Below are 26,899 nucleotides of genomic sequence, written 5' to 3' on the forward strand. Positions count from 1 at the left end.
GCACGCCCGCTACGCCAACGAAACCAAAACCACAACCCAGACCACGCCCGCTGCCACGGCCGTCAACGCCACAGCCGCACTTGCTGCATCCTTGGCCTGACCCGCAAGCTCGTGATGATCGGTCGAGGTGTGATCCACCGCCCGCTCGATGGCGGTGTTGAACAGTTCGGCCACCAGCACCAGTATCCCCAGCGCAAGGATCAGTGCGCGCTCTGCCGCACCAAGTGGCAGCCACAAGGCCAGCGCGCCCGAGATCAGATTGGCCCAGACCCACACACGAAAGGAATACTCGGCGCGCCAGGTAACAACCAGACCTTGCCAGCTCCAGCGGGTGCGATCCCTTAGACGTTCGAAAAAGTTGCGCATGAGGGCTCCGGTCGTTCCAGCATACGGGTCGAAACTCCTGCCCGGCGGACAAGAAAAAACCGCCCCAAAGGCGGCGCTGTCTCTAAAGGAATACAGGCGGCCCCCAATAGGACCGCCTGTGGAATTCTTATTGTGCGACCGGGTTACAGACGGTCTGACCTGCTTCGGTGGTGGCCAGTTCGTAGCCTGCCGAGCAGCTCGGGGTGCCGTACTTGTCATAGTCGGGCTGGATGTAAACCGGAGTCGGCTCTTCCTGCTGCGAGCACGCGGTCAAAACAACTGCGACGGCACTGAGAGCAGCGAGTTTAAGTTTCATGTCCATCATTCCTCTAATACTTTTCTGATATTGCCCAACTATTCGGGGCTTTGCATAGGATACGTGGTTGTTCACGATCTGGCAACCGAATCCGCCCGTCAGATCGGAGATGAGGCGAAACTATGCCGTAATATCAATCTTGTCGGATGAATCAGGCGGTATCAGCCGCTCATTTTCGCTTGCGCGGGCGCAAAGCCGCCTTGCGCATCGCAAAACCGCTCAAATCGCCCGGTTGACCTATCGCAGGCCGTTCAGCACATCGGCGTTCGCACAGAAATCCGGCGCCGCATCAGCCCTGGTCTGCTGGCACGCCAGCCACAACGCGCACTTCTCGTGGCAATGCGCCGCACGGCATCCGGTGATCAGTTCGGCGAATTGGTGCGACGACATACGGCCTTCGGCCATGGCTTCGGTAAACGAAACCCCCATGCAGCGGGCGACCGAGCGTGTGAGCCAAAAGTGCTTCTCGATATCTCCAATCGGGACCTGCGCCATCATCATTCCTCTGTGCGTCCGTTCCGAAGCTCGGCAAAACGGGCCCGGTTCGGGCAGGTCTCTGGCGCTTCGGCTACGCTCTGGTTTTCATCCAGCCACGCGGGACAGCGCCCGGCCCATTCGCAGCTTCGGCACGACTGCACCATCCCGGCCCACTCATCCTGACTCAGCCGCCCGCTTCGGTGCTCGGACACGATGTCCACACCGGTTGCCTTGCCCATTCTCAGCACCAATCGAAGGTGCTTCATGATATCTCCAAGACGAGGCATTGCAGGGTCCACCATTCAGGGGTTGAGACGTTCGAAAAGCTCCTGATTTCTGCAGTATTCCGGGGTAATCGGAGAGTGCTGGTTTTCCGAAAGGAACCGCGCGCAATGTCCGGGGTTCGGGCAGTCGCTACACCTCAGTACCGCGTCCGAGATCTCATCAACGGAAACCTGGCCGCCGATGGCAGACTCCTGCAGGTCGATTCCGAGGGTTCCGGCCATTCTGTCAACCAGTTCAGCATGATGGCGGAGCGTTTTCGGGTCGGACATCGTCGGTTCCTTTCTGTTGCGCTGTACAGTGGATACCGCAGCGCAGGCGCCCTGCCCTTGATACAGGTCAAGACCCCGAACCGATGCTTTCCAGATAGGCACGCGTCGCGTCCTGAACGCGGCGAAAGCGATCTCCGCCCAACTTTTTGCCGCCATACCAGCGCGTAACCACAATGACATGATCGCGCAGTTCCGCCCGTTCGATCATGCGCAGAATCACCATACCGGCCCCGGATTCACCGTCATCGGCCTTCAGGCCCCCGGTGGGCAGCATGGCCGCCCACGTGTTGTGCGTTGCCTTTGCATAGGCGCGATCCGATTTCAGCTCGGCCAGAACCGCATCCACCTCAGCGCGGCTTGAAACCTTTGCACCGCTCACGGCGTATTTCGAACCACGGTCGGTCAGGATCACTCCCAACTTTGTCAGAGCGGTCATTGCACTAGCCCCAACCGGGCAGCGGTCTGGTTTACAATCTGGACACGCTGGGCGTTGGGGGGGTGCGTTCCCAGAAACCGGTCGCCGGGATCGGGGATGCGTTCAAAGAACTTGACGCCGATAAGGGGATTGTAACCCGCCTTGTAGGTGATGATCGTCCCAAGCTGATCCGCCTCCAGCTCGAATTCCTTGGAATAGCTGCGCGCGCCCACAACTGCGCCCAGTTTTTGCGCCGATTCGATGCCCGCCGCATCACTTCCCAGCAAAACAGCCAGCCCGCCCAAAGCCACCGCGCCAGCCTCGGCATTGGCGGATTGCCGGGCGAGGTGTCCGCGAATGTGGTGCGCAGCCTCATGCCCCATGACAAAAGCCAGTTCATCACCGTTGCGCGCAGACTTTATCATCGACTGGGTGAAGATGATGACCGGACGCCCCTCTTTGTCGAGTGTCTGATACGCATTGACCTGCGCGCGCGGATTGGGATCCACAACGATCTTGAAATCGCAGTTTCCGCCGCTGGTCCGGCGCCGGCATTCGGACCGTGCCTGCGCCCCGATGTTCCGGCTGATCGCATTGAAATCCTTGGGCGCAGCCTGCGCATTGACCGTGGCAGGACCCCCTTGCGGCTCGGGATAGGCAATCGGCGCGGGTGCTGTCGCCGTACATCCGGCAATCGCAAGAACCAGCAAAAGAACAATCCGGCGCATCATGGGCCCCTTTAACGGTCAGAACGGACAGAAAGAATAGCCCGGGCAATCAGCCACTTCCACTGTCGGTTTTTCTTTCAGCGGGTTGCCAAGCCCCGATTTGCCCTGCAGTCTGCCGATATGTTTTCGATTGAGCATGAATTCGACTCGACCGTCATTACTCTGGTGGACGAAGGTGACGCACCCCTGCAAGAGGACGTGATCATCAACAGTTTTGCCGAATGCGTGACGCTGGAACAACTGGACCCCAGAACGCAGCAGGTACAGAAAATCACGCTGTCACCCGAACAGGTGCGTGATCTGGCCGCGGCATTGGATCTGCCCGAGGGGGTGTACCAGATTCGGGAAACGCCGCCTCAGGAAACCTGAAGCAGCACGGACATCGGGCACAGGTTTCCGCCGCCGCGAACGGTGGCGGGCATCCCGGTTCAGAAAGTTGAAAAATCGCACTTTTCCCCTTGAATCAGAGGCGTCCCTGCCCGAGATACAGATGGCTTATGTAAAAAGGCTTCACATATGACGCTCAAAAATCCCGCCGCGCTGGAATTCCTGCTGTCCCGCCGTTCGCGCCCTGCCAAAACGCTGATCGCCCCCGCCCCCACGCGGGAAGAACTGATGCCGCTGCTGACCGCTGCGGCGCGCTGTCCGGATCATGGCAAGCTTGAGCCATGGCGGTTCATCGTTCTGGAAAAAGGCGCAATGCCGCGCCTTGCGGACCTGACCGGATCGCGCGGCGAAGCGCTGGGAAAAACGCCGGAAGATATCGCCAAGGCCAAAAACCAGTTCGAGCTGGGGCAACTGGCTGTCGCCGTGATCGAGGTGCAAAAGCCATCCGAAAAGATCCCGGCCCTCGAACAGACCTATTCTGCCGGCGCCGTGTGCCTGTCGCTGCTGAATGCGGCACTGGCGGCGGGATGGGGCGCGAACTGGCTGTCAGGCTGGCAGACCCACGACCGGGAATTCTGCGAACAGGCATTTGGGCTGGCGTCAAACGAACGTGTCGCCGGGTTGATTCACATCGCGACCGAAGGGGCTGCACCGCCCGAACGGCCCCGGCCGGACATTGATGCGATCACCCAATGGGTGAAGGAATGATCATCCTCAACTCCTTCTTCATGGCACTTGGCCAGATCGGCGATCCGAGGTTTCGAAAGGTGCTGCTGCTGGGCGTCGGCCTGACATTTGCCCTTCTGGTCGCCGCCTATGCCGGTTTCTTGTGGTTTCTCAATACGCTGGTCGGTGAACAGGTCACCCTGCCGATACTGGGCGAGGTGACGTGGCTGAACGACCTGCTGAGCGTGTCGTCGTTTCTGCTGATGATGGTCCTGTCGGTTTTTCTGATGGTGCCGGTGGCGTCGGCCATCACCTCGATGTTTCTGGACGAGGTCGCTCAGGCGGTCGAGGACAAGCATTACCCGGCCCTGCCGGCCGTTCCTCATGTCCCAATCTGGGATTCCTTGCGCGACACGCTCAGCTTTCTGGGCGTCCTGATCGTCGCGAACCTGCTGGCCCTGATATTATACGCGATGTTCACGCCGCTGGCGCCGTTCATATTCTGGGCCATGAACGGGTTTCTTCTGGGACGGGAATATTTCACGCTGGCCGCCATGCGGCGTCTGGGCCGTGAAGGGGCACGCAAACTTCGCGCGCAACATATGCCAACGATCTGGATCGCCGGCACGTTGATGGCCATTCCGTTGTCGATACCGCTGATCAACCTGCTGATCCCGATTATCGGCGCGGCCACCTTTACCCATATCTATCACGGGGTGGCAGCCACCAGCCGGTGACCGCCACGCCGTTTTCTACAGCGTTTTGGCTTTATTCAAGCGGTGGCAGCTGGTTGAACCAGTCGATATCGCGCACCGTGATCAGGCCGGAAATGATGATGCCCGCAATGATCGCCCACAGCACCACAGAAACAGCCGTGGTGATCCACATCTTCTTTTTCAGATGATGCTCTTCGGGCGCGCCTGCATGGGTGCCCGGCACGATCTCGCCCACGTCACCTTGGGTCTTGATCCTGATGGGCAGGATCACCAGCAACGTCATGAACCAGATGACGGCAAACAGAACTATGGCTGCTGTGATGGTCATGCGTCAGCCTCCTGGTTTATGCGCTCAGACCTGCTCAAGCTCGACAAGGCAGCCGTTGAAATCCTTGGGGTGCAGGAACAGCACCGGCTTGCCATGCGCCCCGATCTTGGGTTCGCCCGAGCCCAGCACCCGCGCGCCGGTCTCTTTCAGATGATCGCGCGCGGCGATGATATCTTCTACCTCATAGCAGACATGATGGATACCGCCCGAGGGGTTCTTGTCCAGAAATCCCTTGATCGGGCTGTCGTCACCCAGCGGATACAGCAGTTCGATCTTGGTATTGGGCAACTCGATGAACACCACGGTGACACCATGATCGGGCTCGTCCTGCGGTGCGCCGACCTTGGCGCCCAGCGCGCTGCGATATTGCTCGGACGCCGCCTCCAGATCCGGAACAGCAATTGCGACGTGGTTCAGCCTGCCGATCATGACAATCTCCTCTTATCTCCGTTGGCGCGGTTATGCGGGCAGTCCCGTCAAAGGGCAAGTGCGCCAAATCGCATTACTGCGTTTTGCGTTTTATCCCAGGCATATTCATCGGGATGCGTGTTCGACCGAAGGGAGAGGCAGCGCATTCCGATTCAAGTCAAACGTAAAACGCATTAACCCTGTGTTAGCCGGATTTTCCTAACGTGAAGCACCCGCTGTTAAGGAGGTCTGCAATGAACGATTCGGTTCCTTCCACCACGTCGCACGCGTTTCCCGGCACTATGCGCCCACTGCTGGGCCAAACCATTCTTGTCGTCGAAGACAGCCGGTATGCCTGCGATGCCATGCGGTTGATGTGCCTGCGCAGCGGGGCCAGAATGCGTCGCGCGGATTGCCTGAAATCAGCGCACCGCCATCTCAGACTCTACCGCCCTTCGGTGATCGTGGTTGATCTGGGCCTGCCCGACGGCAACGGCGCGGACCTGATTGCCGAACTCTCCCAAAACAGCCCCCGGATCGGCGTGATTCTGGGCACCTCAGGCGATGACAGCGCCGGCACCACTGCTCTCGACGCCGGGGCGGACGGGTTTCTGGCGAAACCGCTGACCTCGCTGGCCGAGTTCCAGACTGCCATACTTAACCTGCTGCCCGCAGACAGACGTCCTGCCGTCCCGGTCGATCAGCATGATCAGGTGATCTGCCCCGATCCGTTGGCCTATCAGGACGACATCACCCATATTGCCGAGCTTCTGACTGAGCCGAGTGATGACCGGGTTCTCGGCTATGCCGCACAGTTCATCAAGGGCATCGCCCATGCGGCCGGGGATCACGTACTGGAAGACGCCGCCCGCGATCTGACTGCCTCGCGCTCTCGGGGCGCACCGGTCACGGCTCAGACCGCGCGGCTGGTCGGGCTGGTGCAGAACAGATTGCAACAGCGCGAGGCGATCTGAGATGGTGACGGCATATTTCATCACGGCGACATGCCTGTGCCTCTGGCTCTACCGGCAGACCCGATCGGCCGCGCGCTCCATTCGCGACGGCCGCACTCATGACGCCGATCTGCTGGATCACGTGATCCCCGATGCAGCTTCGCGGAAATAGTAAACTTTTCTTTAAGGCTGCAATGCCGGAGCAAACCTTGGGGGCATCTACCCATCGCCGATGCAGTTTTCAGGGCCTTGAATAGTTGTACAAACCGGAAGATTGGCCAGTTTCAACTGGTACAAATCCACACTTTTCCGCCACCGGCGGCAAAAGGCGCCGCCCGCGCCAGACGCGGGCGGGTAGTCTTACTCCTGCGGGATGACCCGCAGACCAAGCTCCATCAACTGGTCCGAAGTCGGCTCTGACGGCGCCGCCATCATCAGATCTTCGGCGCGCTGATTCATCGGGAACATGATAACTTCGCGGATATTCACGGTGTCGGCCAGCAGCATGACGATCCGGTCGATACCGGCAGCACAGCCACCATGCGGCGGGGCGCCGTACTGGAACGCGTTGACCATTCCACCAAAGCGCTTACGCACTTCGTCCTCGCCATAACCAGCGATTTCAAAGGCCTTGAACATGATCTCGGGCTTGTGGTTCCGGATCGCGCCCGACAGAATCTCATAACCGTTGCAGGCCAGATCGTACTGATATCCCAACACCTTAAGCGGATCGCCGTTCAGCGCCTCCATGCCCCCCTGAGGCATCGAGAACGGGTTGTGCTCAAAGTCGATCTTGCCGGTTTCCTCGTCCTGTTCGTAGATCGGGAAATCCACAATCCAGGCAAAGGCAAAGCGGTCTTTCTCGGTCAGGCCCAGCTCTTCGCCGATGACGTCACGCGCTTTTCCTGCAACCTTTTCAAAGGCTTTCGGCTTTCCACCCAGGAAGAACGCCGCATCACCAACGCCCAGACCCAACTGCTGACGGATCGCCTCAGTCCGTTCGGGGCCGATATTCTTGGCCAGCGGACCCGCGGCCTCCATCCCCTCGCCCTGATCGCGCCAGAAGATGTAGCCCATACCGGGCAGGCCTTCTTTCTGGGCAAAGGCATTCATGCGGTCACAGAACTTGCGGCTGCCGCCGGTAGGCGCCGGGATCGCACGAATCTCGGTGCCTTCCTGCTCCAGCAACTTGGCAAAAATCGCAAAGCCGGAACCGCGGAAATGTTCGGACACGCTCTGCATCTTGATGGGGTTACGCAGGTCAGGCTTGTCGGTGCCATACCACAGCGCTGCATCCTTGTAGGAAATCTGTGGCCACTCCTGATCAACCTTGTGGCCCTCTCCGAACTCTTCGAACACGCCTGTCAGGACAGGCTGAATCGTGTCGAACACGTCCTGCTGTTCGACAAACGACATCTCAAGGTCCAGCTGGTAAAAGTCCGTAGGCGACCGGTCGGCGCGCGGATCTTCGTCGCGGAAACAGGGCGCGATCTGGAAGTATTTGTCGAAGCCCGAGACCATGATCAGCTGCTTGAACTGCTGCGGAGCCTGCGGCAGAGCATAGAATTTACCCGGATGCAGCCGCGAAGGTACCAGAAAGTCACGCGCGCCCTCGGGAGAGGATGCCGTGATGATCGGCGTCTGATATTCACGGAAGCCCTGATCCCACATACGGCGACGCATCGAAGCCACGACGTCCGAGCGCAAGGTCATGTTGCGCTGCATCGCCTCGCGGCGCAGGTCCAGATAACGATAGCGCAGGCGCGTTTCCTCGGGGTACTCCTGATCTCCGAACACCATCAGTGGCAGCTCTGCGGCTGATCCCAGCACTTCCAGTTCGCGGACATACACCTCGATCTCGCCGGTAGGCAGCTTGGGGTTCACCAGTTCCGGGGCACGCGCCTTGACGGTGCCATCAATGCGGATACACCATTCAGACCGGACATTTTCCAGCTCGGCAAAAGCTGCGCTGTCGCCGTCGCACAGAACCTGAGTTACGCCGAAATGATCGCGCAGGTCGATGAACAACACACCGCCATGATCGCGCACGCGATGAACCCAGCCGGACAGGCGAACGGTTTCACCGACATTGGCGGCAGTCAGATCGGCGCAGGTGTGGCTGCGGTAGGCGTGCATAAGTCATATCCCTTCGGGCGGAGAATTCGTCGCGCCGATACACCGCGATAGCCACAGGAAGTCAAGGGTTCCGCGCCCAACCAGACCCGGTGTCACGCAAATGCAAGACAAAACCTGTTTTTGCCATATGTTATAAGTACAATGAATTCGGATAGTTGAGCCCGTTTATCGGGTGCCAGGCCAATTTCTGAAAGGAGGATGACGGCTCATGTGGCAGGCTATTTTTCACAGATTGCTGACAGAATTTATCATCCGGGGCTCGCTCGGGGTGACATATCCGGACGGTTCTGAACATGTATATGGGGACGGAACCGGTCTGAACGCCGCAATTCACATCCATGACAAAGCCCTTTTGCCGCGACTGTGCCGCAATATCGAACTGGCCTTTGGCGAGGGATACATGGACGGGAAATTGACGATCACAACCGGTGGGCTGGAAGACGTCATGCGCATTGCGATTCGCAATATCGTGGGCGGTCACCTGCCGAAGGCGCACAAGTGGCTCGCAAGAGGGCAGTTCCTGTTACGCCCCATCCTGCAAAGGAACTCGCTTCGTTCAGCGCGCCGTAACGTTGCCCACCATTACGATATTTCGGACGATTTCTATCGGCTGATGCTGGATCGGGATATGCAGTACAGCTGCGCTTACTTCGACGCACCCAACCGAACACTGGAACAGGCCCAGATCGCGAAAAAAGACCATATCGCGCGTAAGCTGTGTCTGGAGCCCGGCATGAAGGTTCTGGATATCGGGTGCGGCTGGGGTGGATTGTCGCTGACATTGGCGCGGGATTACGGTGTTCAGGTTACCGGCCTGACATTGTCGGAAAACCAACACGCAACGGCTCGTCAGCGCGTTCAGCAGGCGGGATTGCAAAACCGCGTCGAAATAAGGCTGCAGGATTACCGCGAACTGGATGGCAAATTCGACCGCATCGTTTCCGTGGGTATGCTGGAACATGTCGGGGCGCCGCATTACCCCGAATATTTCGGCAAGGTCTCGGACCTGCTTGATCCTGATGGCGTAGCCCTGATTCACACGATCGGACGGAACGGACCGCCCAAGAATCAGTCTCCGTTTTTGAACAAATACATATTCCCGGGCGGTTATGTGCCTTCATTGTCCGAGTTGATCGAACCGCTTGCGCATACAGGAATGTGGTTTTTGGATATCGAGAGTCTGCGGTTGCATTATGCCAAGACCCTGCGGTGCTGGCGCGACCGGTTCGAGGCGAACCTCGACAAGGTGCGCGCCATGTATGACGAGCGGTTTATCCGAATGTGGCGGTTCTACCTGACGGCCTGCATTCTGGTTTTCGAGGAACGTGATCAGACAGTGTTTCAGTTACAACTCGGACACCGTAGTGACGCAGTACCGCTGACACGCGATTACCTATATCGCCCCGATGCCCACCTGCGCGACGCGGCAGAGTAATCCGTCAGAATGGCCTTTGCACGTTACCCGAATAGAAATAGACACCCAGTCCGGCGGCGAAAATGATGTTGCCAGCAATGGCGTGCAACAACACCGCATAGAAGAACGAGCCGCGTTTTCTGTAAGCCCACGCAAATAGAAGACCGCCGGCAAAGGTCATCGCGGCGACGATCCAGCTCCAGTACATGAGGTGCGCAAAGGAAAAGATTGCCGAGTTCAGGACATAGGATGCGCGTCCTTCCGGCAGGATTGCATGATAACGCCGGAAGTACAGCGGCCGAAACAGCAACTCCTGCGGCAGGGCCGAGGCAAGAGGATAGCCGATCCAGATGATCAGCAAAAACTCCGGCCTGTTTAGCAAAAGGAAATATGCAACGTCAGGCCGCGTGATCTGGATGAGAACCGAGCAGAACACCACCATCCCAAGCGTAAACAGAACGACCTCGCGCCAGGACCAGTTTCGCCAGCCATATCGCAATTCCGCCCAAGCAAATCCGGGCGTCCGATGCAGCAGGACGACACCTATCGCAGTGAAGGTGAACAGGGCCGGGAACATCCAGTCTGGCGGCAACAGTACGGCGATCAGCAGCGGCGCTGCCAGGAAAAACAGAGCAAACTCCACGCGCAGACGCAGATGTGTCGGGAATGATACTGCCGAGGTTCTGTCACTGCTCACGTCAACACCAACTCTGCCCGGATCAGTCCACGTAAAGAATTTCCCACCTGCACCTTTCGTGCATTCTTCAGATCGGTCAAGGTCAGTCTTGCCTCGGATATGTCACCGTTTTCAAGCAGTTCCTGCCGCAGGACACCCGGCAGCAAGCCGGATGACAATGGTGGTGTCAGATGGCGGTCATCCTGCGTTTCGATGAAAAGGTTGGTGATGGTGCCTTCGCAAAATTCGCCACGTTCGTTCAGAAACAGCAACTCATCCACGCCGACCGCCATGCCCTTGCGGGCCGTATCGTAAACTTCGCGCCGGGTTGTTTTGTGCCGCAGCCAGAATTCCGAGGACTTCAGCCGGTTTTCTGAAATGGCAACGTTCCAGGCCGGCGGGTTGTCGGCCAACGGCCCGGTTGTCAGTTCCAATCCGCCGGATGCATCCAGTGTCAGCCTACATCGCAACGCGGTATCGTTCGATATACCGCCCAGCATCTGCAAAGCCTTATCTCGGTCAAACGGCACTGCCAGAGCATCGGCAGATCGGGCCATCCGATCCAGATGCAGGTTCCCACGAATGACACCCTGTCCCGGACGAAAACCCAGCGTTTCGATCAGGCGGAAATCAGGCTCAACTGGCGGGCAAAGCGGGCTTTCCATAGCGCTTCCTCATATTCAGACGAGGCGGTACTGTCCCAAACCACGCCGCCGCCGACATTCAGTGTTGCCATGTCACCGTCAACCATCATGGTCCGGATCGCGACATTGAACTCGGATCGCCCATCAGGGGCGGCCCAGCCAATCGTGCCACAGTAGATATCCCGCGGCCATGGCTCCAGTTCAGCCAGAATTTCCATCGCTCTGATCTTGGGTGCACCGGTGATCGATCCGCAGGGAAACAGTGCGGCCATGATATCGGAAAGACCCGCATCGTCGCGCAGCTGCGCCCGAACCAGCGAGACCATCTGATGCACCGTGGCATAGGTTTCTACCTTGAACAGTTCCGGCACCTTGACCGACCCCGGCACCGCCACCCGGCTGATATCGTTGCGCAGCAGGTCAACGATCATCAGGTTTTCGGCCCGGTTCTTCTCATCTGAAGACAAAAACGCCCGACGGCGCGCATCTTCGTTCGCATCCGGACTGCGAGGCTGGGTGCCCTTCATCGGGCGGGTTTCGATTGTCCCCGATGCATCCGTGCGAAAGAACAACTCGGGCGAACGGCTCAGCAGGTCCGGCAGGCCTGCCTGTTCAACCAACGCGCCAAACCCCACGCGCTGACGCTCTGCAAGAGCTGCGTATAACGACGCGCCGCTTCCTTCGACGCCAAGATCAATGGGAAAGGTCAGATTGGCCTGATAAATTTCCCCCGCCCCGATTGCCTCATGCACCTTTCGGAAGGCACGGGCATAGCGATCCTCATCCCATCGGGGTTCGAACCGGGTAATCCCGCCCCGCCCTTCGGGCAAATCAGAAGTGTCAGGTGGGTCGTAAACCCCGAAACACATCAGAGGCAGTCGCCGGTTCACGGGCATTCGCGATGCAAGACGGGGCTCCAGCGCGTATCCCATTTCATAGCTGGCATATCCGGCAAGCCAGAAGCCCTCGGCCCGCGCGTCATCGAGCGCCGCCAAAGCCTGCGGCACTTCATGCGCGAAATCCGCGCGGATCATCCGGACTGGTCGGTCAAAACGCGTTCCCGGCCCGGCTGGTCCCTGATCAAAGCGAATACGCAATTGCATCCCCATTTGCCGTATTGCGCGATATAGAGATATCAGGGATGAGCGAAAGGGGGAAAGCGGCATTTTCATCTCTGTTTCCGATCCCCCTTGAACCTTTTCGCGTGGTCCCTATAACGCACGACAATTTGGGCGCTTGGGCGGTGCCCCTGACTCGCGGAAAATCGAAGGAACAAGGCCATGCCGAAGAGAACCGACATCCAGTCGATCATGATCATCGGGGCGGGGCCCATTGTTATCGGTCAGGCCTGCGAGTTCGACTATTCCGGTGCTCAGGCGTGTAAGGCGCTGCGCGAGGAAGGTTACCGGGTCATTCTGGTGAACTCGAACCCCGCGACGATCATGACCGATCCCGGGCTGGCCGACGCCACCTATATCGAGCCGATCACACCCGAGGTTGTTGCCAAGATCATCGAAAAGGAACGCCCCGATGCCCTGCTGCCCACGATGGGCGGGCAGACCGGGCTGAACACCTCGCTGGCGCTGGAAGAGATGGGTGTGCTCGACCAATTCGGTGTCGAGATGATCGGCGCCAAGCGTGACGCCATCGAAATGGCCGAAGACCGCGCCCTGTTCCGCGAGGCGATGGACCGGCTGGGTCTTGAGAACCCCAAAGCAACCATCGTGACCGCCCCCAAGCGCGAAGACGGCTCTACCGATCTGGATGCAGGCGTGCAGATGGCCCTGGATGAGCTTGAGGAAATCGGCCTTCCCGCCATCATCCGCCCAGCCTTTACACTGGGCGGAACCGGCGGCGGTGTGGCCTATAACCGCGAGGATTATATCCATTTTTGCCGCTCGGGCATGGATGCCTCGCCGGTCAATCAGATCCTCGTCGATGAAAGCCTGCTGGGTTGGAAAGAATACGAGATGGAGGTGGTCCGCGACACCGCCGACAACGCCATCATCGTCTGCTCCATCGAAAACGTCGACCCGATGGGCGTGCACACCGGTGACTCGATTACCGTGGCCCCTGCCCTGACGCTGACCGACAAGGAATACCAGATCATGCGCAACGGCTCGATCGCCGTTCTGCGCGAGATCGGCGTGGAAACCGGTGGCTCGAACGTCCAATGGGCGATCAACCCCGATGACGGCCGTATGGTTGTGATCGAAATGAACCCACGGGTGTCGCGATCCTCGGCGCTGGCCTCAAAAGCGACCGGTTTCCCGATTGCCAAGATCGCGGCGAAACTGGCGATTGGCTACACGCTGGACGAGTTGGACAATGACATCACCAAGGTGACCCCGGCCTCGTTCGAGCCGACCATTGACTATGTTGTCACCAAGATCCCGAAATTCGCATTCGAGAAATTCCCAGGCTCGGAACCCTATCTGACTACCGCGATGAAGTCGGTGGGTGAGGCGATGTCCATCGGCCGCACGATCCACGAATCGATGCAAAAGGCACTGGCGTCGATGGAATCGGGCCTGACCGGGTTTGATGAGATCGAAATTCCGGGCCTGAACGTGGGTGTCTGGGACGAGGCCGACGACAAGGCCGCCGTGATCAAGGCGATTAGCCAGCAGACGCCTGACCGTCTGCGCACCATCGCGCAGGCGATGCGTCACGGTCTGACCGACGACGAAATCTTTGGCGTCACAAAATTCGACCCATGGTTCCTGGCTCGTATCCGCGAGATCATCGAGGCCGAGCGTCAGGTGCGCAAGGACGGCCTGCCCGTGACCGAGGACGGCATCCGCAAACTGAAAATGCTGGGCTTCACTGACGCGCGCCTGGGCAACCTGACTGGCCGTGACGAAGACAACGTCCGCCGCGCTCGCCGCAATCTGGGCGTCAATGCCGTGTTCAAACGCATCGACACTTGCGCCGCCGAGTTCGAGGCGCAAACGCCCTACATGTACTCGACTTACGAAGCCCCAACGATGGGTGAGGTCGAATGTGAGGCACGGCCCAGTGATCGCAAAAAGGTCGTCATCCTTGGCGGTGGTCCAAACCGGATCGGTCAGGGGATCGAGTTCGACTATTGCTGCTGTCATGCTTGTTTCGCGCTGACCGAGGCGGGGTATGAGACCATCATGGTCAACTGCAACCCCGAGACGGTTTCGACCGACTATGACACCTCGGATCGCCTGTATTTCGAGCCGCTGACCTTTGAACACGTGATGGAGATCCTGACGAAAGAACAGGAAAACGGCACGTTGCACGGTGTTATCGTACAGTTCGGTGGCCAGACGCCGCTGAAACTGGCCAACGCGCTTGAGGCCGAAGGCATTCCGATCCTCGGCACCACGCCGGACGCCATCGACCTTGCCGAAGACCGCGAGCGGTTCCAGACGCTGGTCAACGATCTGGGTCTGAAACAACCCAACAACGGTATTGCCTCGACCGACGAGCAGGCGCTGGAAATTGCCGAAGACATCGGCTTCCCGCTGGTGATCCGCCCCTCTTACGTACTGGGTGGCCGCGCGATGGAAATCGTGCGCGATATGGATCAGCTGAAACGCTATATCAACGAGGCCGTGGTGGTTTCGGGTGACAGCCCGGTTCTGCTGGACAGCTATCTGGCCGGTGCGGTCGAACTGGACGTGGATGCGCTGTGCGATGGCACCGACGTACACGTAGCTGGTATCATGCAGCATATCGAAGAGGCAGGCGTGCACTCGGGTGACTCGGCCTGTTCGCTGCCGCCCTATTCGCTCTCGAAAGAAATCCTCGACCAGATCAAGGATCAGGCGTTCAAACTGGCCAAGGCGCTGAACGTCGTGGGTCTGATGAACGTGCAGTTCGCCATCAAGGATGATGAGATCTATCTGATCGAGGTGAACCCACGTGCCAGCCGCACTGTGCCTTTTGTTGCCAAGGCGACGGACAGCGCGATCGCTTCAATCGCGGCGCGGGTTATGGCCGGGGAAAAGCTGTCGAACTTCCCGATGCGCCCGCCTTATCAGGAAGGCAAGGACACCAAGATCGCAGATCAGATGACGCTGGCCGATCCGAACATGCCGTGGTTCTCGGTAAAAGAGGCCGTACTGCCCTTTGCCCGTTTCCCCGGCGTCGATACTATTCTGGGTCCGGAAATGCGTTCGACCGGCGAGGTCATGGGCTGGGATCGCGACTTCCCACGCGCTTTCCTCAAGGCGCAGATGGGGGCAGGCATGGTGCTGCCGTCATCGGGCCGGGCCTTTGTCTCGATCAAGGACGCCGACAAGGGTGCGGCAATGCTGGAGGCCGCGCAGGTGCTGGTAGCACAGGGCTTCAAACTGGTTGCAACGCGCGGCACGCAAAGCTGGCTAGAGGGGCACGGAGTTCCCTGCGACGTTGTCAACAAGGTGTATGAAGGTCGCCCTGACGTGGTGGACATGCTCAAAGACGGGCAGGTACAGCTGTTGATGAACACAACCGAAGGCGCGCAGGCCGTCGAGGATAGCAAAGCAATTCGCTCGATCGCGCTCTATGATAAAATCCCCTACTTCACGACCGCCGCAGCCAGCCACGCAGCCGCGCTGGCGATCAAGGCGCAAGCTGAAGGGGATGTCGAAGTCAAATCCCTGCAGGGATAGAACACTCCGAACATTGGCAGGGCCGGTTATGTCGGTTTTGCCAATGTTTCTTTTCCCTCCGCAAAAAATGACGACCGATCACCCGGGTTGTTTCAATCCGCCACGCAAATGGCGGAAAACCACCTGTGGGCGTGCATTCCCTCGGGTAAGCCACCCTTGATCCGGTGCGGTACTGACTGCATTTTGTGCAAATCCAAAAATATTCAGGACCCGCCATGTACACGCCCGCCATAACCGGAACCGGTGTCTTTACGCCCGATAACGTCATCACGAATGCCGAACTGGTCGTGGCCTTCAATGCCTATGCCGACAAGAAGAATGCCGAGAACGCCGAAGCGATTGCTGCGGGCCGGATGGAGCCGATCCAGTACTCTTCGGAAGAGTTCATCGTAAAGGCATCTGGGATCGAGAACCGGTACGTCATGGACAAGACCGGCATTCTGAACCCGAACATCATGCATCCGATCCTGCGTCAGCGCAGCGATGACGAGCCGGGCATAATGACCGAGATGGCCGTTGATGCCTGCAACAAGGCACTGGCACAGGCTGGTCGAACAGCCGAAAACATTGATCTGGTGATCTGTGCCGCTTCGAACCATGAACGCGCCTATCCGGCTGTTGCGGTCGAGATTCAGCAAGCTCTGGGCGTCAGGGGCTTCGGATTCGACATGAATGTCGCCTGCTCCTCTGCAACGTTTGGCATTCAGGCGGCGGCCGATATGGTGCGGTCCGGTTCGGTCCGGGCAGCGATCGTTGTGAACCCCGAAATCTGTTCGGGGCATCTGGAATGGCGGGACAGGGATTGCCACTTCATTTTTGGCGATGTGGCCACCGCGACCGTGATTGAGCGAGTCGAAGATGCAAAGGGGCCGCATTTCGAGATTCTATCGACCCGTTGTGCTACGGAATTTTCCAACAATATCCGAAACAACAATGGCTTTCTGCGACGGGCCCGCCCGGATGGTCTGGCGGACCGTCGCGACATGCAGTTCATGCAAAACGGGCGCAAGGTGTTCAAGGAAGTGCTGCCGATGGTCAGCCAGCACATCACGGATCACATGGATGCCGAAGGGCTGAGCAGCAGTGATCTGAAACGCCTTTGGCTGCATCAGGCCAACAAGACCATGAACGATTTCATTGGCAAAAAAGTGCTGGGCCGAGAGCCGGAACCAAGTGAACAGCCCAATATCCTTCAGGACTATGCAAACACCTCATCCGCAGGATCAATCATCGCGTTTTCCAAGCATTCGGATGATCTGAACAGTGGCGACGTGGGGCTGATCTGTTCGTTTGGCGCTGGATATTCAGTGGGGTCGGTGATCGTCCGCCGGCACGCCTGACCTGTACAGGACGTTACCACCCGCCAAAGTGGCTCAGCTTACGCTTTCCTCTTCAAGGTGAAGCTTCATTTCGATCAGCACCTGCTGCAACAGGCTGGTTTCCTTCAGCAGGCGCTTGGCCTCGTTTACAGTGATAATGCCGTCCTCAATAGCGGACTGGTATTCGGTCATCAGCATTGCAAACCGCTGGCTGAGCGCGATCACATCGGAATTCACACCTCCGGTGCGGGGCGCGTCGGTGTTCCGGTCGCCATAAGACAAGGTGATGCTTTTCAGATCGGCCAGCGCCGAGGTCACATGCGGAAAGGTTGCAGCATTTTCCAGTTTCGCGACAGCATCCACCGGCATGAACCGGTCGGCATGTTCCGCGTTGTCTGAATAATATCGCCCCAGCGTTGCCTTGGATTTACCGGTAATCTCGCACGCGGCTTCGATTCCGACGTCCTTAACCAAAGCTTCGGTATGTTTCTTGAGATATGTACCGATTTCGGCCATTTTTTTACCTTCGCTACCTGCGCTCACCCCTTCCCGATCATGTCTGCCGGGGAAAGGGCCGGAAATTTTCCCATTCAAGACTAATAAGTCAAATGTCATACCTTGGCTATCCCTCAGATTTACGGGGGATTTTGTGAGTGAGTGGCGGCAGTTCATGCCGGTAAAGAGTGACGTGAAGGCAACATTTTTCGCCTTACGCTGGTTTGGTCGCATGTTGACCAACGGCGTCGCTGTTGCGGAAGCGGGGTTTCCATCCCCTAAGAGCATCTGCTCAGCCTCTGCAACCGCAACGGTGGCGTCGTTTGCTTTGGTTTGACTTGCCCGCCCGAAAAAGTCGTTCTAGACCCGGCGCATGGCAAAGCTCTACTTCAACTACTCCACCATGAATGCAGGCAAATCCACGGTATTGCTGCAGGCCTCTCACAACTACCGCGAGCGCGGGATGGAAACCTATCTTCTGACCGCCGCCATTGATGGGCGTGCTGGCAATGGGCAGATTGCATCGCGAATCGGAATCTCGGCCGAAGCCGACACATTCAGCCCGGTAGACGATGTTTTCAGCATGATTGAGCGCCGCCTGAATCAGGGACCTGTGGCCTGTGTATTCGTGGACGAGGCGCAGTTTTTGTCCGAAGATCAGGTCTGGCAACTGGCACGGGCCGTTGATGATCTGAAGGTGCCGGTTCTGGCCTATGGCTTGCGGGTCGACTTTCAGGGACGGCTTTTTCCGGGCTCTGCCACTCTGTTGGCCCTGGCGGACGAGATGCGCGAAGTTCGAACCATCTGCGAGTGCGGACGCAAGGCGACAATGGTGATTCGCCGGGATGAGGACGGGAACGCCATCACCGAGGGCGCACAGGTACAGATCGGCGGGAACGAGACCTATGTCTCGCTCTGCCGCAAGCACTGGCGTGAAGCCGTCGGAATGTGACCTCAGACCGCGTTGGGAAGTGAGCGCCCTTCTGCGAAGGCTGCGACATTATCCAACGCCATATGCCCCATATCCGTCCGCACTTCTTCGGTTGCCGTCCCCAGGTGCGGCAGCAAGGTGACGTTTTCCATCTTGCAAAGGGCATCCGGCACTGCTGGCTCGAATTCATACACGTCCAGACCCGCGCCTGCGATCTGACCGTCTTGTAAAGCGGTGATCAGGGCAGATTCGTCGATAACCTCACCCCGTGCGATGTTCACTAGGATTGCCGACGGATTCATTGCAGCCAAAACACCGGCGTTGATCAGATGCCGGGTTTCAGGACCACCGGGAACGGCCAGCACCAGAAAATCGACCGATGCGGCCAAAGCATCAAGATCGGCAATGTACTCCGCAGTAAAATCGAGCTCTTTCCGGTTGCGGGCCAGATAGGAAACCTGCATCCCGAATCCGAAATGGCAGCGCCGGGCGATAGCCTGCCCAATACGCCCCATGCCGACAATACCGACCCGTTTGCCCGTCACGTGGTGCCCAAGCATCTGCGTCGGATGCCACCCCTGCCAGTGACCGGAACGAACCAACCTCTCCCCCTCGCCCGCGCGGCGGGCCGTAGTCAGGATCAGCGTCATGGCTATATCTGCGGTCGCGTCAGTGACGGCTCCGGGCGTGTTCGACACCTGTAAGCCCGCCGATTGCGCAGCAGCCACGTCGATGTGGTTATATCCGACACCGAAATTGGCCAGCAATTTGCAACGCGGATTCGGAACCTGAGAAAACACAGCAGCCGAGAACATGTCACCCAATGTGGGTACCACCACGTCAAACTCGGCAAGCGCCTGCCGCATCTCGCCCTCATCAAGGGGCAGGTTGCTGGAACGGATTTCAGCGTTGAACGTGTCACGCGCGCGCGCTTCGACTGCGGGCGGCATGGGGCGTGTAATCCACAGTTTCATCAGTGCATCCTGCCGCCAACAGGCACCTTGCCATCGGGGCCGACCAAAACGATCTCACCGTTATCGTCGGGCAATCCAAGCACCAAGACTTCGGACATGAACTTGCCGATCTGGCGCGGTGGAAAGTTGACTACGGCCATCACCTGCTTGCCCACCAAAGCGGACGGATCGTAATGCGCCGTGATCTGGGCAGAGGTTTTGCGTTCACCGATCTCGCCACCAAAATCGATCCACAGTTTGATCGCGGGTTTGCGGGCTTCTGGATAATCTTCGGCCCGAATGACCTCGCCCACGCGGATGTCGACCTTGAGAAAGTCGTCGAAAGAAATCTCACTCACGCGACAACTCCTTTGAGCGTACAGTGGCGGCGTTCACGGCCCGGTGCAACAGGTCGGGGAAACCTGTCTCTTCATGCATCAGAACCTCAAGTGCAGCCTGCGTCGTGCCGTTGGGTGAGGTGACGTTGACGCGCAACTGCGAAGGATGATCATCCGCTGCGACGGCCAGAGCCCCAGCCCCGGCCACGGTGGATTTGGCCAACTTCATCGCAAGTTCGTGCGGCAGGCCGTGCGCCTCGCCAGCAGCGGCCAGGGTTTCGATCAGATGGAATACGTATGCCGGGCCAGAACCGCTGACGCCGGTCACGGCGTCCATCTGTGCCTCATCTTCAAGCCGCACAGTTTCGCCAACGGCGGATAACAGGTTCTCCGCCAGCGTCAGGTGCGCATCCCCTGCATGAGCGTTCCCGATCAACGCGGTGATGCCCTGACGGATTGCGGCAGGCGTGTTGGGCATCGCACGAACGATAGGAGTTCCGCCGCCAAGAACCTTTTCGAACGTCTCAAGCGAAGTTCCAGCAGCAACCGAGACGAATAAACTGCCACCCCCACCCAGAGCTTGAATCGCTGGCAGCGCCTCGCCCATCATCTGTGGTTTTACTGCCACCAGCACCACTGCTGGCGCTTCGGGCAAAGGTGTGTTGATGTTAACGCCCTGCGCCTTCAGCCAATCTGACGGATACGGGTCGACGACCCAGACCGAAGACGCGGGAAGGCCATGCTCCAGCCAACCTGCAAGCATGGCCGATCCCATTTTCCCGCAGCCCAAAAGCACCAGCCCCTGATCCGCGACGTGCGACATGTCCATGATTGCCCCTCCCCAATGTCTTCAGGTTCGGGGCAAAGCTTTACGCGCGGCCATAAGCCTCTGCAATGGCGACTTGCATCGCATCCGACGGGGTACGGTTGCCCCATGTCACCAGCTGGATGGCCGGATAGTACCTCTCGGCGCTCAGAACCGCCGCGGTGATCATCGTGTCAATCTGCTCCGGGCTGGCCGACTGGCCACCCGCAAGAACCAGACCATAGCGGTAAACCATCAGTTTCTGGTTTGCCCAGTACGTAAAGGCACCCGCCCAGCACTGATCGTTCATGGCGTTAAGCAGTTCGTACAGTTCCGGAACCCGCTCCTGCGGCGGCTCCATCTCGAACGAACAGACCATCCGCAGCGTTTCGTCAAAGCCGGACCAAGCCAGGGTGATTGAATACGTACGCCACTGACCTTCGACCGCCATGGCAATCTGATCGTCGCCGATACGGTCGAAATCCCAGTCGTGATGTTCGGCGAGATGCTCAACAATGTCGATCGGATGAATGTCTTCTTCGAGGTACTGTTCGGAAAGGGCCATAATACCACCTCACTACTTTCTAGCTGGTCGGGGCTGGCAGCGCCCCAGCGCTAGTTGCCTGCTCTACAAGCCGGGCTTCCCCCTTTGGCCTGTACTAAATATGGTGCGATGTGGCAGGTACCCTGACAACCCCTATTTTTGGGGATAACAGCAATAAGTTGTGGACAGCTGGCAACGCCGCCCAAAATATTGGCGCCAGACACAGCTTTTTCTTGAAATAATTCTGCAGCGCGTCAAAATACCCCGAGCCGCGCAAACCGACACCGGATTGCACGGTCGGATTGTTTTACCCCAAATACTGGAGAATCCCGGGCCTAGTCGCCCAGCTTGGCCTCAAGTGCCGCTATGCGTGCTTCGAGGGCCGCGTTTTCCTCGCGCGCTCTCTGCGCCATCGCCCGCACGGCGTCAAACTCTTCGCGGGTGACGAAATCGCGATCAGCCAGCCAGCGGTCGATCATCGACTTCATGGCATTCTCAGCCTCTTCCCGCGCGCCCTGCGCCACGCCCATTGCGTTGGTCATAAGTTGGGAAACGTCGTCCAGGATCTTGTTGCGGGTTTGCATGTCTTTACTCCGGTGTCGCGGTTACCCCCTATATGGGCAAGGAAAGGCCCGGGCTCAAGGTTGACTTGCCCCACAAACCCCGGGCAATGAGACGCACATGCAGGCAGTTCTGAATTTCCCCGACCTTTCGCCCGAACTTTTCTCGATCTCACTATTCGGGATGGAGTTCGCCCTGCGGTGGTACGCCTTGTCCTACATCGCCGGTATTCTCATCGCGTGGCGTTTGGCGATTGTCGCCCTGCGCCGCCCTGCCCTATGGCACGACAACTCTCCACCCCTGACGACACAGCAATTCGAAGACCTGCTGACCTGGATCATCGTTGGCATCATACTTGGCGGAAGGCTGGGTTTCGTGCTGTTCTATCAACCGGCCTATTATCTTCAGAACCCGATCGAGATTCTCAAGGTCTGGCAAGGTGGCATGGCCTTTCACGGCGGGTTGATTGGTGTGGTTCTGGCCTCATTGATCTTTGCGCAACGGCACGGAATACCCAAACTGCCGCTGGCCGATCTTGTGGCCCACGGCGTCCCGCCCGGCCTGTTGCTTGGTCGGCTGGCCAACTTCGTGAATGCCGAACTGTGGGGCCGCCCCAGCGAGTTGCCCTGGGCGGTTATCTTTCCCGGTGCTGCCGCACAGGACTGCCCCGATGTCATTGGGCTGTGTGCCCGCCATCCCTCGCAACTCTATGAAGCGGCGCTTGAGGGGCTGTTGCTTGGCCTGTTGCTGCTGTGGCTGGTTTATCGTCGCGGCGGATTTCACAAACCGGGGCTGATCACCGGGGTCTTCCTTGCGGGTTATGGCCTGTCACGTTTTATCGTTGAGTTCTTTCGGCAACCGGATGCGCAGTTTGTATCGCCGGGCAACCCTCTGGGACTGGCGTGGCATATCGACGGCTATGGCCTGACAATGGGCCAGCTTTTGTCCCTGCCGATGATTGCCCTGGGTCTGTGGTTCGTATTGCGATCCGGACGGGCGAAAGGATGAGCCTTAGGGAAAAACTGATCGAGCGCATTAGCCAAAACGGTCCGTTGACCATTGCGGATTACATGGCGGAGTGCTTGCTGCATCCCGTTCATGGTTATTATTCAACGCGGAACCCCTTTGGCTCTGCCGGGGATTTCACCACGGCACCGGAAATCAGCCAGATGTTCGGAGAACTGACCGGCCTTGCATTGGCGCAATGCTGGCTGGATCAGGGGCAGCCATCATCGTTTACCCTGGCCGAACTTGGCCCGGGCCGGGGAACCTTGATGGCGGATATTCTGCGCGCAACCCGTGACATTCCGGGTTTCCACGAAGCCGCGCAGATTTTTCTGGTCGAAGCCTCAGCAGCGCTGCGTAAGATACAGGCGGAAACGCTGGCGGGTTACGCACCGATCTGGGCCGATTCCATTGAGGACCTGTCCCTGGCCCCGGTTTTTCTGATCGCCAATGAATTCTTTGACGCACTGCCAATCCGCCAGTTCATAAGAGACGGCGATGGTTGGCGTGAGCGGCTGATTGGCTGCGAGGACGGGTCGCTGACCTTTGGACTTGGGCAAACCGCGTCACAACCGGCCTTGCAATACAGGTTGGACGACACGAAGGACGGCGACCTTGTCGAACTGTGCTCAGCTTCGACGCCGATCATGGCGACCGTTTCACAAAGAATACGCGACCATGGTGGTGCCGCTCTGATAGTCGATTATGGCGACTGGCGATCTTTGGGGGATACCTTTCAGGCGGTGCATTCGCACAAGGCAACTGATCCTCTGACTGACCCCGGAGCATCCGACCTGACAGCGCATGTGGATTTCGAATCCCTTGCCTCTGCCGCCAGGGCGGCAGGCATCTCTCATACGCGTCTTTCGACACAGGGCGTGTTTCTGGAACGATTGGGAATCACCGCTCGGGCGCAATCTCTGGCGAGCTCAGTTGTGGGGGACGAACTGGAATTGCTTGTCAGCGCACATCGACGGTTGACGCACCCGGATGAAATGGGAAACCTGTTCAAGGTGCTTGGGCTTTACCCTGCACATGCCGCGCCACCACCCGGACTGGAGCCATGACACTGGAAATTCTGACCTCGGACCTGCTGTCCCCCGTTTCACATGGCTTTTTCAGCCGTCGCGGCGGCGCCTCCTCGGGCATATTTTCAGGACTCAATTGTGGTCTGGGATCATCGGACCAGCGCGAGGCAGTCATGCTGAATCGCAGCCGCGTGGCAAGTGCGATGGATGTAGATCCCGAGGCGCTTATTGGCGTTCATCAGGTACATTCTCCGAATGTGGTTACCGTGACCGGTCCGATATCCGGCGAACGGCCAAAAGCTGATGCGATGGTTACAGCGACCCCGAATCTGGCGCTGACCATTCTCACGGCGGATTGCCAGCCGGTCCTGTTTTCCGATCCTGACGCTAAAGTGATCGGCGCCGCCCATGCGGGTTGGCGTGGCGCTTTGGAAGGTGTTCTGGAAGCGACATTGGATGCCATGGAATCACTTGGGGCGAGCCGTTCCAATACAGTTGCCGTCATCGGTCCGACCATTTCGCAGCGCGCTTACGAGGTCGGCCCAGAATTTTTGGACATTTTCGAGGCAGAGTCACCGGAAAATACCCGGTTTTTCGCCAATGGAAACGGGGACCGCCTGCATTTCGATTTGCCGTCCTACGGCCTGCACCGGCTGCGCGCTGCAGGGATCGGAGAAGCCGAATGGACCAGATATTGCACCTATTCTGACGCTGATCGGTTCTTTTCGTATCGCCGCACGACCCATGCAGGAGAAGCCGATTACGGACGGCTAATTTCTGCTATTCGCATATGAATTGCGGTCGAATTAAGGCAGTTTCGCCCCGATTTTGACGCATTTATTTAGTCTATCTCTCTAAGAATCGAACGGAATTTACCGCGGTGTCTCAGATGGTTACCTGAAGCCTCAGGCCACCAGACGCCAGCATAATTGGGAAAGAGGTACGCCACACCTGCATATTTGTCCTCAATTCTTCTCGGATCAGCCTTATCGGCGCCTCAAATGAGCATGAAGGTCAGGAGAATTGTTGAGGGGGACATCGGTCCCGGCAGTGCAGGTAAAGATAATGAAAACAAAATCTCGCTTTCTCAGTGCCGTCATCGCGGCCACGAAAGATCAAAAGCTTGAAATGCCTTGGAAGCGTGTTTCGAGCGACTCAGTCAGAATTGCGCGCCGCCTGGCCGCAAGAAGCTGAACGAAAGTCCTGAAAGACCAAGCTGCCCGGTCTTTTGGAAAGACCCACGCTGGAACATGGCCTCGGTCCCGCGTGGAATATCCGCAACAACTGTTGCGACAAAATTCGGGGTCGTGTGTGCGCAGACATTTTGGCTGCGTTTGTTGTGAGTTTGTCTGGGGGGTCAATGTTTTGACCAATAGTAAGCGGATACGGCTTCGCCTTGTGGCGACAAATTATGTATGCGCTCGTGGTAATACATTCATTTCAAGACAAAAAATCAAAATGCCGAACCAGGTAGATCAGAGGGGATGATCGGGAATCGGCATAAATTAGAGGGGACGGAATACATATGACTATTCCACATTCGCTGGCTCGAGCAGCAAAAAACGCGGTCGAGACATCTGTACTGCTGCGCGATGTACAAACGCCAGCCAGCCCGCAACGGGCCCAACTCAGACGCTACGAAGTCAGTTCACTTCTAAAGAACGGTGAGGTGTCTCAGGTTCGCCATATCGCGCCTGCCCTGCCCTTGTTCGAGGACGCCTTCTGTGCATTTTCCCGCGGCTCGCTTGTCGAGACAGATATTGGCCCGATGGCCATCGAGGATCTGATGCCCGGTGACAAGGTGATCACCTTGGACGGTGCGGCAGAAACGGTTCTGTGGAAGGGATCGGTCACGCTGCTACCTGGCAAAGCCGACGCCCGTGGCCGCACGCATCCGCTGACGCGAATCATGGCCGATACTTTTGGCATGCAAAAACCGATGTCTGGTGTCATTGCCGGTCCGTCGGCCCGTCTGCTGGCCTCGCCCGCGCATCTGCACCATCTCAGCGGTGGTGATCCGATGCTGACACCGGTGCAGGAGTTTCAGGATGGAATGAGCGTAGTCGAAACTATCCCACCAACACCGGTGGAACTGTTTCATATATGCCTACGCCGGCATTCGGTTATTCGCATCGACGGATTGCAATTCGAAACCTATCATCCGGGGACAAATGCCATCCGGATGCTCAGCCAATCGTTGCGATCCATCTATCTGAATCTGTTCTCACACATCAGTTCTCTGAACGATTTCGGTCCGCTGTTGCTTCCGCGCGCCGGAGATGGTGAGATTGACGCTATCACTGCATGAATCCTGGGGGGGGCTATTATGCAATTGTTACTGAGTTGGGTGTTTTCGTTAACCATCGCGGCGTTTTTACCGCCGTGCAACGCAACACCAAAAAACGTCGCTGCTACGCCGACCGGCTCAGCCGTTCTTCCAATACGTCGAACGGCACGCCTGGGGCGTCTTTTGCGCCGCGGATAACCAACGAAGTCTTGACGCTGGCCACGTTCGGCGTGGTCAGCAACTCTCCTGTCAGAAACTGCTGAAAGCTGCTGAGGTCCGGCGCGACACACTTTAGAATGAAATCGACCTCACCGTTCAGCATGTGACATTCCCGAACCAACGGCCATTCACGGCAGCGGTCTTCGAAGGCCCGCAATTCCGTCTCGGCCTGGCTTTCGAGACCAACCATGGCAAACACCTGAACCTCAAATCCCAGTTCCCGTGCGTTCACTTCGGCGTGATAGCCGCGGATCAGGCCAGCTTCTTCCAGTGTCCGCACGCGCCGCAAACAGGGCGGCGCCGAAATTCCCACGCGTTTTGCGAGCTCAACATTGGTCATCCGACCGTCTGCCTGCAATTCCGCCAATATCTTGCGGTCAATTTCATCCAGCCGTGTCGCGACCATGGAATGCTCCTGAATTTTCGGTTCTTATAGCAGCGCACGGATGATGCGCAATAATCTTTCGCGATTAAGCAATATTCTTTATTCTCAATGCTCTTTTTCAGTGCATCCCCGTGGGTGCATGGCGGTCCTGCATGGGAAAAGGGGTTTAAGCCCGTTTCACTGACCGCTATATCCAAACGCTGAGGATCGCAGGTCCGCA

Annotated in this window: 33 protein-coding genes; 13 read left to right on the top strand and 20 right to left on the bottom strand. The window is 58.1% G+C overall.

From position 1 onward, the window contains the following. Positions 1 to 9 precede the first annotated feature (9 nt). The 7 genes from ACR0NW_RS04300 to ACR0NW_RS04330 all read right to left on the bottom strand — a co-directional run bounded on the left by ACR0NW_RS04300 (position 10) and on the right by ACR0NW_RS04330 (position 2,856). Entirely contained in the window at positions 10 to 366 is a 357-nt protein-coding gene (locus ACR0NW_RS04300; RefSeq protein ID WP_480448692.1) for a diacylglycerol kinase, read from the bottom strand. Between the two features lie 127 nt (positions 367 to 493). Next, positions 494 to 682 carry a hypothetical protein gene (locus tag ACR0NW_RS04305; protein ID WP_480448691.1) on the bottom strand — a complete coding sequence of 63 codons (189 nt, stop codon included), beginning with the start codon at positions 680 to 682 and terminating at the stop codon, positions 494 to 496. 237 nt (positions 683 to 919) lie between these two features. Further along, positions 920 to 1,183: a DUF6455 family protein gene (locus tag ACR0NW_RS04310; RefSeq protein WP_480791506.1), complete on the bottom strand. Its 264-nt coding sequence runs from the start codon at positions 1,181 to 1,183 to the stop codon at positions 920 to 922. Continuing rightward, positions 1,180 to 1,461, bottom strand: coding sequence for a DUF6455 family protein (locus ACR0NW_RS04315; RefSeq protein ID WP_480791507.1), 282 nt, complete (start codon positions 1,459 to 1,461; stop codon positions 1,180 to 1,182). Before ACR0NW_RS04315 ends, ACR0NW_RS04310 begins: the two co-directional genes overlap by 4 nt. Continuing rightward, positions 1,462 to 1,713: a DUF6455 family protein gene (locus ACR0NW_RS04320; protein WP_170650951.1), complete on the bottom strand. Its 252-nt coding sequence runs from the start codon at positions 1,711 to 1,713 to the stop codon at positions 1,462 to 1,464. A gap of 67 nt (positions 1,714 to 1,780) precedes the next feature. Further along, the gene (locus tag ACR0NW_RS04325) at positions 1,781 to 2,149 is read right to left on the bottom strand and encodes a YigZ family protein (RefSeq protein ID WP_480448689.1); all 369 of its coding nucleotides are present in this window, start codon (positions 2,147 to 2,149) and stop codon (positions 1,781 to 1,783) included. Continuing rightward, entirely contained in the window at positions 2,146 to 2,856 is a 711-nt protein-coding gene (locus ACR0NW_RS04330; protein ID WP_480448688.1) for a M48 family metalloprotease, read from the bottom strand. Before ACR0NW_RS04330 ends, ACR0NW_RS04325 begins: the two co-directional genes overlap by 4 nt. Positions 2,857 to 2,976: 120 nt before the next feature. Here ACR0NW_RS04330 and ACR0NW_RS04335 point away from each other — a divergent pair, with 120 nt between their 5' ends. The 3 genes from ACR0NW_RS04335 to ACR0NW_RS04345 all read left to right on the top strand — a co-directional run bounded on the left by ACR0NW_RS04335 (position 2,977) and on the right by ACR0NW_RS04345 (position 4,646). Then, positions 2,977 to 3,225 carry a hypothetical protein gene (locus ACR0NW_RS04335; protein WP_170650954.1) on the top strand — a complete coding sequence of 83 codons (249 nt, stop codon included), beginning with the start codon at positions 2,977 to 2,979 and terminating at the stop codon, positions 3,223 to 3,225. Between the two features lie 147 nt (positions 3,226 to 3,372). After that, a complete protein-coding gene (locus ACR0NW_RS04340; protein WP_480448687.1) occupies positions 3,373 to 3,951 on the top strand; it encodes a nitroreductase family protein in 579 nt (192 codons plus the stop codon). Beyond that, positions 3,948 to 4,646: an EI24 domain-containing protein gene (locus tag ACR0NW_RS04345; RefSeq protein WP_170650956.1), complete on the top strand. Its 699-nt coding sequence runs from the start codon at positions 3,948 to 3,950 to the stop codon at positions 4,644 to 4,646. The genes ACR0NW_RS04340 and ACR0NW_RS04345 overlap by 4 nt, the downstream gene beginning before the upstream one ends. A gap of 31 nt (positions 4,647 to 4,677) precedes the next feature. On the opposite strand, the gene ACR0NW_RS04350 is transcribed toward ACR0NW_RS04345, so the two are convergent. Together ACR0NW_RS04350 and mce are read right to left on the bottom strand one after the other, a co-directional pair. Then, positions 4,678 to 4,953: a DUF1467 family protein gene (locus ACR0NW_RS04350; protein ID WP_170650957.1), complete on the bottom strand. Its 276-nt coding sequence runs from the start codon at positions 4,951 to 4,953 to the stop codon at positions 4,678 to 4,680. A gap of 24 nt (positions 4,954 to 4,977) precedes the next feature. After that, on the bottom strand, positions 4,978 to 5,382 hold the full coding sequence (gene mce, locus ACR0NW_RS04355; protein ID WP_480448686.1) for a methylmalonyl-CoA epimerase: 405 nt from the start codon (positions 5,380 to 5,382) through the stop codon (positions 4,978 to 4,980). A 233-nt stretch (positions 5,383 to 5,615) separates the two neighbouring features. Between mce and ACR0NW_RS04360 the strand changes: the two genes are divergently transcribed. Together ACR0NW_RS04360 and ACR0NW_RS04365 are read left to right on the top strand one after the other, a co-directional pair. Further along, on the top strand, positions 5,616 to 6,335 hold the full coding sequence (locus ACR0NW_RS04360; protein ID WP_480448685.1) for a response regulator transcription factor: 720 nt from the start codon (positions 5,616 to 5,618) through the stop codon (positions 6,333 to 6,335). A gap of 1 nt (position 6,336) precedes the next feature. Continuing rightward, complete coding sequence (locus tag ACR0NW_RS04365) at positions 6,337 to 6,486, top strand: hypothetical protein (RefSeq protein WP_480448684.1); 150 nt, start codon at positions 6,337 to 6,339, stop codon at positions 6,484 to 6,486. 188 nt (positions 6,487 to 6,674) lie between these two features. On the opposite strand, the gene aspS is transcribed toward ACR0NW_RS04365, so the two are convergent. Further along, complete coding sequence (aspS, locus tag ACR0NW_RS04370) at positions 6,675 to 8,450, bottom strand: aspartate--tRNA ligase (RefSeq protein WP_480448683.1); 1,776 nt, start codon at positions 8,448 to 8,450, stop codon at positions 6,675 to 6,677. 208 nt (positions 8,451 to 8,658) lie between these two features. Here aspS and ACR0NW_RS04375 point away from each other — a divergent pair, with 208 nt between their 5' ends. Then, complete coding sequence (locus ACR0NW_RS04375) at positions 8,659 to 9,885, top strand: class I SAM-dependent methyltransferase (protein ID WP_480448682.1); 1,227 nt, start codon at positions 8,659 to 8,661, stop codon at positions 9,883 to 9,885. Positions 9,886 to 9,889: 4 nt separating this feature from the next. Here the strand turns inward: ACR0NW_RS04375 and ACR0NW_RS04380 are convergent, their stop codons facing one another. The 3 genes from ACR0NW_RS04380 to ACR0NW_RS04390 are packed head-to-tail and all read right to left on the bottom strand — an operon-like array spanning position 9,890 to position 12,287. Further along, on the bottom strand, positions 9,890 to 10,561 hold the full coding sequence (locus tag ACR0NW_RS04380) for a CPBP family intramembrane glutamic endopeptidase (RefSeq protein ID WP_480448681.1): 672 nt from the start codon (positions 10,559 to 10,561) through the stop codon (positions 9,890 to 9,892). After that, positions 10,558 to 11,205 (bottom strand): aminotransferase class IV family protein, encoded by a 648-nt coding sequence (locus ACR0NW_RS04385; protein WP_480448680.1) that lies wholly within the window; start codon positions 11,203 to 11,205, stop codon positions 10,558 to 10,560. The genes ACR0NW_RS04380 and ACR0NW_RS04385 overlap by 4 nt, the downstream gene beginning before the upstream one ends. Then, complete coding sequence (locus tag ACR0NW_RS04390) at positions 11,160 to 12,287, bottom strand: aminodeoxychorismate synthase component I (RefSeq protein ID WP_480449586.1); 1,128 nt, start codon at positions 12,285 to 12,287, stop codon at positions 11,160 to 11,162. Before ACR0NW_RS04390 ends, ACR0NW_RS04385 begins: the two co-directional genes overlap by 46 nt. A gap of 177 nt (positions 12,288 to 12,464) precedes the next feature. On the opposite strand from ACR0NW_RS04390, the gene carB reads away from it, so the two are divergent. Then, positions 12,465 to 15,809, top strand: a complete 3,345-nt coding sequence (carB, locus tag ACR0NW_RS04395) for a carbamoyl-phosphate synthase large subunit (protein WP_480448679.1) — start codon at positions 12,465 to 12,467, stop codon at positions 15,807 to 15,809. 215 nt (positions 15,810 to 16,024) lie between these two features. Further along, positions 16,025 to 17,149: a beta-ketoacyl-ACP synthase III gene (locus ACR0NW_RS04400; protein ID WP_480448678.1), complete on the top strand. Its 1,125-nt coding sequence runs from the start codon at positions 16,025 to 16,027 to the stop codon at positions 17,147 to 17,149. A gap of 33 nt (positions 17,150 to 17,182) precedes the next feature. Here ACR0NW_RS04400 and ACR0NW_RS04405 read toward each other — a convergent pair whose 3' ends face one another. Next, a complete protein-coding gene (locus tag ACR0NW_RS04405; RefSeq protein ID WP_480448677.1) occupies positions 17,183 to 17,644 on the bottom strand; it encodes a hypothetical protein in 462 nt (153 codons plus the stop codon). A 352-nt stretch (positions 17,645 to 17,996) separates the two neighbouring features. On the opposite strand from ACR0NW_RS04405, the gene ACR0NW_RS04410 reads away from it, so the two are divergent. Continuing rightward, positions 17,997 to 18,575 carry a thymidine kinase gene (locus ACR0NW_RS04410; protein WP_170650967.1) on the top strand — a complete coding sequence of 193 codons (579 nt, stop codon included), beginning with the start codon at positions 17,997 to 17,999 and terminating at the stop codon, positions 18,573 to 18,575. A gap of 2 nt (positions 18,576 to 18,577) precedes the next feature. On the opposite strand, the gene ACR0NW_RS04415 is transcribed toward ACR0NW_RS04410, so the two are convergent. The 5 genes from ACR0NW_RS04415 to ACR0NW_RS04435 form a co-directional block, all read right to left on the bottom strand. Continuing rightward, the gene (locus ACR0NW_RS04415; protein WP_480448676.1) at positions 18,578 to 19,528 is read right to left on the bottom strand and encodes a 2-hydroxyacid dehydrogenase; all 951 of its coding nucleotides are present in this window, start codon (positions 19,526 to 19,528) and stop codon (positions 18,578 to 18,580) included. Beyond that, the gene (locus ACR0NW_RS04420; protein WP_480448675.1) at positions 19,528 to 19,866 is read right to left on the bottom strand and encodes a tRNA-binding protein; all 339 of its coding nucleotides are present in this window, start codon (positions 19,864 to 19,866) and stop codon (positions 19,528 to 19,530) included. The genes ACR0NW_RS04415 and ACR0NW_RS04420 overlap by 1 nt, the downstream gene beginning before the upstream one ends. Continuing rightward, positions 19,859 to 20,674 (bottom strand): pyrroline-5-carboxylate reductase, encoded by an 816-nt coding sequence (proC, locus tag ACR0NW_RS04425; RefSeq protein WP_480448674.1) that lies wholly within the window; start codon positions 20,672 to 20,674, stop codon positions 19,859 to 19,861. Before proC ends, ACR0NW_RS04420 begins: the two co-directional genes overlap by 8 nt. Before the next feature lie 40 nt (positions 20,675 to 20,714). Further along, complete coding sequence (locus ACR0NW_RS04430) at positions 20,715 to 21,215, bottom strand: YbjN domain-containing protein (RefSeq protein ID WP_170650971.1); 501 nt, start codon at positions 21,213 to 21,215, stop codon at positions 20,715 to 20,717. Positions 21,216 to 21,529: 314 nt separating this feature from the next. Next, complete coding sequence (locus tag ACR0NW_RS04435) at positions 21,530 to 21,778, bottom strand: accessory factor UbiK family protein (protein ID WP_480448673.1); 249 nt, start codon at positions 21,776 to 21,778, stop codon at positions 21,530 to 21,532. A gap of 97 nt (positions 21,779 to 21,875) precedes the next feature. Here ACR0NW_RS04435 and lgt point away from each other — a divergent pair, with 97 nt between their 5' ends. From lgt to ACR0NW_RS04455, 4 genes are all read left to right on the top strand, one after another. Beyond that, the gene (gene lgt / locus ACR0NW_RS04440; protein ID WP_480448671.1) at positions 21,876 to 22,763 is read left to right on the top strand and encodes a prolipoprotein diacylglyceryl transferase; all 888 of its coding nucleotides are present in this window, start codon (positions 21,876 to 21,878) and stop codon (positions 22,761 to 22,763) included. Further along, a complete protein-coding gene (locus ACR0NW_RS04445) occupies positions 22,760 to 23,827 on the top strand; it encodes a class I SAM-dependent methyltransferase (RefSeq protein WP_480448670.1) in 1,068 nt (355 codons plus the stop codon). Before lgt ends, ACR0NW_RS04445 begins: the two co-directional genes overlap by 4 nt. After that, complete coding sequence (gene pgeF / locus ACR0NW_RS04450) at positions 23,824 to 24,582, top strand: peptidoglycan editing factor PgeF (RefSeq protein WP_480448669.1); 759 nt, start codon at positions 23,824 to 23,826, stop codon at positions 24,580 to 24,582. The genes ACR0NW_RS04445 and pgeF overlap by 4 nt, the downstream gene beginning before the upstream one ends. 731 nt (positions 24,583 to 25,313) lie before the next feature. After that, a complete protein-coding gene (locus ACR0NW_RS04455; protein WP_170650976.1) occupies positions 25,314 to 26,096 on the top strand; it encodes a Hint domain-containing protein in 783 nt (260 codons plus the stop codon). A 103-nt stretch (positions 26,097 to 26,199) separates the two neighbouring features. On the opposite strand, the gene ACR0NW_RS04460 is transcribed toward ACR0NW_RS04455, so the two are convergent. Next, positions 26,200 to 26,700, bottom strand: a complete 501-nt coding sequence (locus tag ACR0NW_RS04460) for an Lrp/AsnC family transcriptional regulator (protein WP_170650977.1) — start codon at positions 26,698 to 26,700, stop codon at positions 26,200 to 26,202. Positions 26,701 to 26,899 lie beyond the last annotated feature (199 nt).

The sequence above is a fragment of the Ruegeria sp. CF5 genome, from assembly GCF_056537325.1.